Origin of the sequence: Paraburkholderia sp. CNPSo 3272, assembly GCF_024206495.1 — a bacterium.
Classification (GTDB): domain Bacteria; phylum Pseudomonadota; class Gammaproteobacteria; order Burkholderiales; family Burkholderiaceae; genus Paraburkholderia.
The window spans coordinates 185,049-192,701 of record NZ_JAMBPQ010000013.1; the positions used below are offsets into that span (position 1 = coordinate 185,049).

The following is a 7,653-nucleotide window of genomic DNA, read 5'->3' on the forward strand; positions in this document are numbered from 1 at the left end:
CTGCCGCCGTCGCTCGCCACTACAGGAAACATTCGAGGCAGGCGGCCACGGCCGCCTGCTTCGTGCACTGCTCACTACGTTGCGCCGAATGTTCAGAACTTGTAGGTCGCTCCGATCTGCGCGAAGCGGCCGATATAGTTGTACAGCGACGTGTCGTAGCCCGTCTGGTCGAGCGCGCTGCTGGCAAAGATCGGATCGAACGGAGGCGTGCGGTTGAAGATGTTGTTGATGCCGCCGTAGATCGTCCAGTGCTTGATGCCCGTGTAGGTGACCATCAGGTTGAACTGGCTATACGAGCCCACCTTGTCCGCTACCGCCGTCGGGGCCGCCACGGAAAGCGCCTGCGCGTACGGGCCCGTGAACATCCAGGTGAGCGCCGCATTCCAGCCGTGATATGCCCAGTCGAGCGTCGTATTGCCCTTCCAGCGCGGGAAGCTGCCGCCGAACGGCTGCGTGATGGTGTAGTTGTTGCCTGCACCGTTGATCGGACCCGTGGACTGCCCCAGCGTAAAGTCCTTCACGTACGCCCAGTCGGCCGTCAGCGTGAACGTGCCCGCCTTCGTCGGCAAAGACTGACGGAGGGTGCCTTCGAAGCCGTTCGTGTCGAGGTAGCCGAGGTTCTCGTACGGGAAAACTTCATACACCACCTGGCCTTGCGCATTCGTAACGACCTGCGACGGCGAAGCCGCCTCGCCGATGACGTGATCGACACGGATCTTGTACCAGTCGAAGCCGAAATCGGTCGTGCGCGTCGGCGACGTCTGGAAGCCGAGGTTGATGTTGCGTGTGCGCTCCGGCTGCAGGTTCGGATTGCCCTCGGTGATCGTCGTAACTGTGCCGGTGGCCGACTGCTGGATACCGAGCGTCTGCGAAGTGCTGTTTTCGACGAACGTCGGTGCGCGGAAGCCGCGGTTATAGGAGCCGTACATCGTCAGCGCCTGGACGGGCTGATAGCGCAGGGCGAAACGCGGGGAGAACGCGCCACCAAAGTCGCTGTAGTGGTCGTAGCGGCCCGACTGGCTAAACGTCAGGTTGTGGATGATGGGTACATCGAACTGGTAGTACACCGCCGCAACGTTGCGCTGACCGTTGACGGTTTGCAGCATCGGGTTGGCCACGAGGCCTTGGGAAAACTCCGCGCCCGGGTTGATGACCTCGCTCTGGTGCAGGAACTGCGCGCCGAAGCCAACGCCAACATCGCCCATCGGCAGGTGGTACACGTTCGGCGTGGCCAGCGTCGCGTCAACCGTATCGAGCTTCGAGATGCCCTGGTTGTTCGCGTTCATGTACAGGCCATTCAAGCCGTTCGGCGTCGCGGACGGATTGGCGAAGTCGTACGTGCCGTTCTGATAGATGTTATTCAGCGTCGCAGCGTTGAGCTGATTCGTGTAGGTGTTCGAAACGTTGCTCTGCGAGTGGCTATACGCAGTCGACCAGTCCCAGTCGCCATACTTCGGCACAGTGAACGAACCGTGGATGCCCGTTGATGCGCGCCAGAAATTCGCGTCCGTTTCTTCGGCCACGGTACGCGGAAACGAATAGGTGAGCGGCGTATCCACGCCATATGGGTTGTACCGATTGCTTGCCGGCACGACGTTGTTGAACGGCGTCAGTCCGACGCCCGGTGTGTACACCAGCGTCGGCGTTTGCGGGCTGCCGACTGTGTTGTTCCAAAGACCGTCGTTCTGGGTCGTCTGGTTGTAGCTTTCCCACAGATCGGCAAAGGCAGTGGTTGTGTCGTCGATCTTGAAGTCGGCATGGACCTTCGCGCTCGCGCGCGTGGTCTCCGGCGCGATCGACATGCTGTTGGCGGTGTTGAAGGCGCACACCGTGCCCCCCAGGCCCGCAGCCGCGCCCAGGAAATTGCTGGCGGCTGGATGGACCGCGCCGCCGTATGGGCACCCGCTCAACGCCTGCGCAGTGTTGGGACCCGTCTGCCAATAGGACGGCGCGAGCAGCGAGAGGCCGCCCGGTTTGTCCGTGAAGTCCTGCGCCGCCGTGGAGTCGCGGTCGGCGAGCGTCGAGCCCGCCGAGTGATAGACGCTCGCGGACGCGGTGACGTTGAAGCGGTCCGCATTGAGGTCGCCGAAGCCCGCCAGAACGCCGAACTTCGTCGCGCCGTTACCGCCGCCGTCGCTCACCGAACTGCCGTAGCTGCCGTCGAACTGAAGACCGCGGAAATCGTGCTTCGTGATGATATTGACTACGCCCGCGATGGCGTCCGAGCCGTATTGCGACACGGCGCCGGTTTTCACGATCTCGATGCGGTCGATCGTGTTGAGCGGGATGGTATTGAGGTCGAAGAAGCTGTCGGTGCTGTTCGAATAGAAGGCGAACGGCGCAACGCGCTGACCGTCGACGAGCACGAGGGTGTACTTCTCGCTCAAGCCGCGCAGTGCGATACCCGACGCGCCCGCTGAGAAGTTGCCCGCCTGGCCTTCGCTCCAGCTATTGGCGGAGTTGGCCGAGGCCGAGCGCAGGTAGTCGGCCACGGTAGTCGCGCCGCTATTCTGAATGTCCTTCGTGGTGATCGTTTGCACCTGCTGGAAGCCCGTCTTGTCCGATTGCCGGATCAGCGAGCCGGTCACTTCGAACTTCTTCATCTGCTTGACGGCTGTTTTGTCCCCAGTCGTGGCGGCCGCACTGCCTGTTCCGGTAGCATCCGACTGCGCGCTCGTGCCTGATTGCGGTGTTGCCGCTGGCACGGCTGCACTATCGGCCGCGACAGCCACACCGCCGTTAGTCGCCGCCTGGCTCTGCGCAAATGCAGGTACGGCGAACGCAGCAGAAAACGCGAGTTCAGCCCAGATTATCCTTCGAATGGCCACCGCCAATGCCCTTTGTTTCACAGTTCCCCCTTCTCTCTCGTCGGTCACGTCTACTTCGTTATGCGAAGCAAGGTCTCGTGAACCCCCGCATTAGATTTGACGACGCTGTCGCATCGCGCCACTTTTTTACCTGGATTCGCCCTCCCCAGGGCTCTTCCATTTACAGCCGACCACTTACCCCCAAAACCTCGTGCTGCTTTACTTCTGTCACATCCACCCCTGCCGAGCCAAACCGGGCCACGCCATTCCTTATTTCTTACGTATACCTAATTAACTACCGAACTTTGATGCGTTGTTGCGATTCGCTCAAACACTCACGGCTTCGATGCCACCAGCACCCAGAGCTGCGCCAGATCAGCGCTGCCATCGTTGCCCCGTACTGCATTGAAAGCCTGGATCGCTCGCGCTTTCTGTCCCGAGGCAAAATACGCCTCGCCGAGGCGCAGTCGCGCTAGATCCTGGTGATCGAGGCCGCCCTTGACAATGAGCGATTCCATGGTCGCGAGACCCTGCTTCGCCTGCCCCGCATACACCTGATTGAATGCCGCATCGAACGGTGCGACGGGATTGCCCGGGTCGGGCGCAGCGTTGGCGCGCTTTGCCGCTAGTGCCTGCAGGCGACGTTCGCGATCGGCTCCAGCATCGCGACCCAGCACGCCAGACGCAAATCCCTGATCGATGATCTGCTTGCCTTCGGCCGTAGACCCGGCAACGATCGCCAGTTGCGTCATCTCCATGTAGTCATCGGCGCTGGAGAGCGAACCCGTCGCGCGGCGCAGGCGATACGTGTCCAGATCCAGTGCGCCCAGATAGCCGGGCTTGCTGCGAATCGCGTGCAGCAGGTCGTCCCAATATGACTGCTTTGGGTGATAAGCCACGAGCTTTTCGAGCGCGCCGCGATAAGCTTCCTGGTCGTTCGCATGCTGAGCGCAGGTACCGAGCAGCTGCAGTTGCGCCTCCTCCGGCGTATGGCCACCGCGCACCTGGGCTTCGACGCTCGCATTCAGCAGACGCGTCGCACTGGCGTAGTCGCCCGAGAGGTAGTACGACTCGACCAGCAGCGTGGCCATCTGGGGATCGCCGCCGCCAGCCTTCTGGTAGCGCTGCGCGACCTTGATCGCCTGGGCATAGTTCTTCTGCTGGAAGTAGATGCCCGCAAGCGCCGCCGTCGTGCGCTGCGCGTCCTCTCCCTTGAGCTGCCCGCTCGCGAGCAGCGATTCATACGCCTGCGCGGCAACGCCGTTCTGGCCTGCCGCCATGGCGGCGGCGCCGCGCATCTCTTCGACCATGTACGTTTCGTACGGCGTCTTGTTCGGCACGGCCGCGGCCTGCGCAATCTTGTTGAGCGCGTCCTCGTAGTGATGCGCGCGGTAAAGGTTCTGCGCATCGTTCAGCGGCTTCGCCACGTCGGGACGTAGCGTGTCGGCCGCCCGCGCCGCTGTCGGCACCATGGCCAGCGTCGACAATCCGCTCACCGCGAGCGCAAGCGCCGCCCTCTTGAATCGATACGGAATACTCATCGCTTTCGAATGCCTCACTGCATGTACTGTTCGTTGCCGATCAAGCCGATCTTCGTTGCGCCTTCGCGCTGGGCCGCGGCCATCACTTCGGCCACGTCCTTGTATGGCGCGAGCCGGTTCGGACGCAAATGAATTTCTGCCTGCTCCGGTTCGGCCGCGACCTGCGCGAACCTGCGCTCCAGCGTCGCCTGATCGGGCACCACTGTGCCGTTCCAGGTCATGGTGCCGTCGAAGTCGATGTCGATCTGCACCACCTCCGGCTGCACGACCGGCGGCGGCGGATTGCCCACCGGCAAGTTCATCTTCACGGCGTGCATCTGGATCGGAATGGTGATGATCAGCATGATCAGCAACACGAGCATCACATCGATCAGCGGCGTCGTGTTGATGTCCACCATCACTTCGGGTTCGCTTGCTCCGCCGCCCGACGATACGTTCATGCCCATAAACGCCCCTTAACCGCCGCGCGCCGGCGGCTCCGTAATGAATGACACCTTCGCGATTCCCGCCCGCTCGCACGACGTGATTACGCGCCCGATGGCCTCATAGCGCGTCGCCTGGTCGCCGCGGATATGCACTTCCGGCTGCGGCGTCTGCACGGACACTGTCTTCAGGCGTGCCAGCAGCGTCGGCGCATCGACGTGTTGCTCGTACCAGAAGAAGTCGCCATCGCGATTAACCGCAATCTCGACGCTCTTGGGCTGCGTCTGCAGCGGCGTCACCGTCTGCTTCGGTAGCTGGAGCTGCACCGTATGCGTCACCACGGGAATCGTGATCAGAAAGATGATCAGCAACACCAGCATCACATCGACGAGCGGCGTCGTGTTAATGGACGAGATGACCTCGTCGTCATCGCCCTCGCCTCCCACGCTCATGGCCATGGCGTACTCCTCGCTCAGTCGGCCATGACGGCGGCGCGCGGCGCGGAGCGCGCGACGCGCTTGCCGCCAGCCAGCAGAACCGTATGCAGTTGCGCGCCGAAGCCGCGGACACGCTCCATCACAGCCTTGTTGCGTCGCACGAGGAAGTTGTAGCCGAGCACCGCCGGCACGGCCACGCCCAGACCGATGGCGGTCATGATGAGCGCCTCACCGACCGGTCCCGCGACCTTGTCGATCGAAGCTTGGCCTGCAATACCGATGGCCGTCAGCGCGTGATAGATGCCCCACACCGTACCGAAGAGGCCGACGAACGGCGCGGTCGAGCCCACGGTGCCGAGGAATGCCAAGCCGTCCTGGAGGCGGTTCGACACGTTGGTGATGGCGCGCTCGACCGAAACGTCGATCCACGTGTTTCGATCGACGGCCTCGAGCAGCGCCTCGTCGTGATGCTCGCCGGCCTCGATCGCGGTTTCCGCGATGAACCGGAACGGCGACGACTCCTCGAGCTGCTTTGCACCTTCTGCGAGCGACGGCGCGCTCCAGAGCTGCTCGTCAGCGCTCTTCGCACGACGGTTTGCGCGGAACTGCTCGAAGAACTTGGTGATCATGATGTACCAGCTGCCCATCGACATCACCACGAGCAGCAACAGGACGAAGCGCGCGACGAAGTCGCCGTTCTTCCAGAGCGCGCCGAGACCGTATGGGTTCGTGACCGTCTCCGAGGTGGCCGGTGCGGGGGGCGGCGCCGGCTGGTCCGCGCTCGCGGCCGGTGACGGTGCGGCGACGGCTGCGGTGGCGGGCGCCGACGCGACTGCCGCAGGGGCGCTAGCCTGCGCGTTGGCAAGCTGCGGTGCGACAAAGGTATCGACCGTGGCTACGGCGATCAACATGCTTGCCGCGAGTGCGGCGTAGGAACGCTTTTTCATGCCTGCTCCAATTCATCCGTTGAACATCTAAAAATCCGGGTAATGACTCGCCACCCGATCCATGCAGCCCGAGCGTCAGTTGAGACTGAACGAGAACGGAACCTGCACGCGTACCGGCTGGCCTTGCGAAATGCAGTTGAACTTCTTGACTGCGTTGAATGCAGCGGCATCCAGACTGTCGTCATTGGCCGACTGCGCCACTCGCTCATTCGTAACGTGACCTTGCGGATCCACCACGAATTCGATGAGCACGTCGCCGGTCACACCGTTGTCCTGTGCCTCTTTCGGATAGCGGATCGACGAACGGATCTCATCCGAGTTTGGACACACAACGCCCACTTCGTGGCTCACCGGCTTCTGCACGGGTGCAGGCGGCGCGGGTGGTGCAGGCGGTGCGGTGACAGGCGCGCTGACTACGGGCGCAGCCTGATGCACGATCGACTGCTGCGGTGGCGCCTGCACCGGCACTTCGGGAGGCGGCACGAAAGGCGGCGGCGGAGGCGCGAACTTCGGCGGCGGCAGCTGCACGGTAGGCAGCGGGGGCGGCGGCGGCGGTGCTACGGGCTGGATGATCTTCGTTTCAATCGGATGCTGAATCACCTGCACGACCTTGTTTGCAAGACCATTGACCAACGCGTAGATGAGCACAATGTGCAATACGATTACCGCGCCAATTCCGCCGTAGCGGCGCACAGGGTTCTGCTGCCTACGCCCGAATTCGCGTGGGCGGCCTGGTCCGCCCGAGCGCACGCCTTCGGCTGGCGCTCCCACTTGCACTTTCATCACCACCTTCGCTCCCTCGGCGCAGTACGCCCCAATCCTGCCGCAGAAAACCCTCGTCACCTCATGACCACTAGTCCGCGTGACAGAAATTCACTTTATGCTAAATTACATTCGCACTACGAATTACTAAGCGGATTCTGCGCGGCAATTTCGCGCCACTCCGGAACCCGCAATGTCTTTTGCGCAGGACTATTTGATAGTCGTGCTAGCTCAATACCTTTCGTGCCGACACCGATCCGGCCAGCTGTCCGCCCTTTGCTTTGCGCCTGAACCCTTCGGGCGCTTGAGGACAGCAGCTCTATGTGTCAGTTTTGTTGAAGCGGATTGAAGATAGCAAAAAAAAATGCCGGTGAGAAAACTTTTTTTGATGGAGCAATATCATGTTTAGGCATTTGCTCTCTTATTGCGAATTCCAGCACCAATGTGGCTCAAGCGCTTTCCCGTCAATCATCGCAATGGTGCAAATCTGCCTCTTTTGAAATCCGAGTGGGCGGTTTGGCGGGTCAAGGGCGGGCGTGAGCCCGGCGCAGGGAACCCTTGAGGGGCTTTGAATCGACAAGCTGGCGCATGGCTGGTTGCGGCAGAATGCTGCAATCAGACATGCGGGACGATGCGAGTGACGAATCAACTCTTTGAAGCCGCCTTGGGAATCAAGGCACCGTGGTACGTGCAAGGTGTCGACTTTGATACGGCCAAACGACAACTCACGATTGCC

6 protein-coding genes are annotated in these 7,653 nt (G+C 61.9%); all 6 read right to left on the reverse strand.

The features are described from left to right. Positions 1-92: 92 nt before the first annotated feature. The 6 genes from M3I53_RS18405 to M3I53_RS18430 all read right to left on the reverse strand — a co-directional run bounded on the left by M3I53_RS18405 (position 93) and on the right by M3I53_RS18430 (position 6,938). Positions 93-2,849 (reverse strand): TonB-dependent receptor, encoded by a 2,757-nt coding sequence (locus M3I53_RS18405; RefSeq protein WP_254317324.1) that lies wholly within the window; start codon positions 2,847-2,849, stop codon positions 93-95. A gap of 293 nt (positions 2,850-3,142) precedes the next feature. Continuing rightward, the gene (locus M3I53_RS18410; RefSeq protein WP_254317312.1) at positions 3,143-4,348 is read right to left on the reverse strand and encodes a lipopolysaccharide assembly protein LapB; all 1,206 of its coding nucleotides are present in this window, start codon (positions 4,346-4,348) and stop codon (positions 3,143-3,145) included. 14 nt (positions 4,349-4,362) lie between these two features. Then, on the reverse strand, positions 4,363-4,794 hold the full coding sequence (locus M3I53_RS18415) for a biopolymer transporter ExbD (RefSeq protein ID WP_254317313.1): 432 nt from the start codon (positions 4,792-4,794) through the stop codon (positions 4,363-4,365). Between the two features lie 9 nt (positions 4,795-4,803). Next, positions 4,804-5,229 carry a biopolymer transporter ExbD gene (locus M3I53_RS18420; protein ID WP_069261321.1) on the reverse strand — a complete coding sequence of 142 codons (426 nt, stop codon included), beginning with the start codon at positions 5,227-5,229 and terminating at the stop codon, positions 4,804-4,806. Between the two features lie 14 nt (positions 5,230-5,243). Beyond that, entirely contained in the window at positions 5,244-6,155 is a 912-nt protein-coding gene (locus M3I53_RS18425; RefSeq protein WP_254317314.1) for a MotA/TolQ/ExbB proton channel family protein, read from the reverse strand. A 75-nt stretch (positions 6,156-6,230) separates the two neighbouring features. Continuing rightward, the gene (locus M3I53_RS18430; RefSeq protein WP_254317315.1) at positions 6,231-6,938 is read right to left on the reverse strand and encodes an energy transducer TonB; all 708 of its coding nucleotides are present in this window, start codon (positions 6,936-6,938) and stop codon (positions 6,231-6,233) included. Positions 6,939-7,653: the final 715 nt, after the last annotated feature.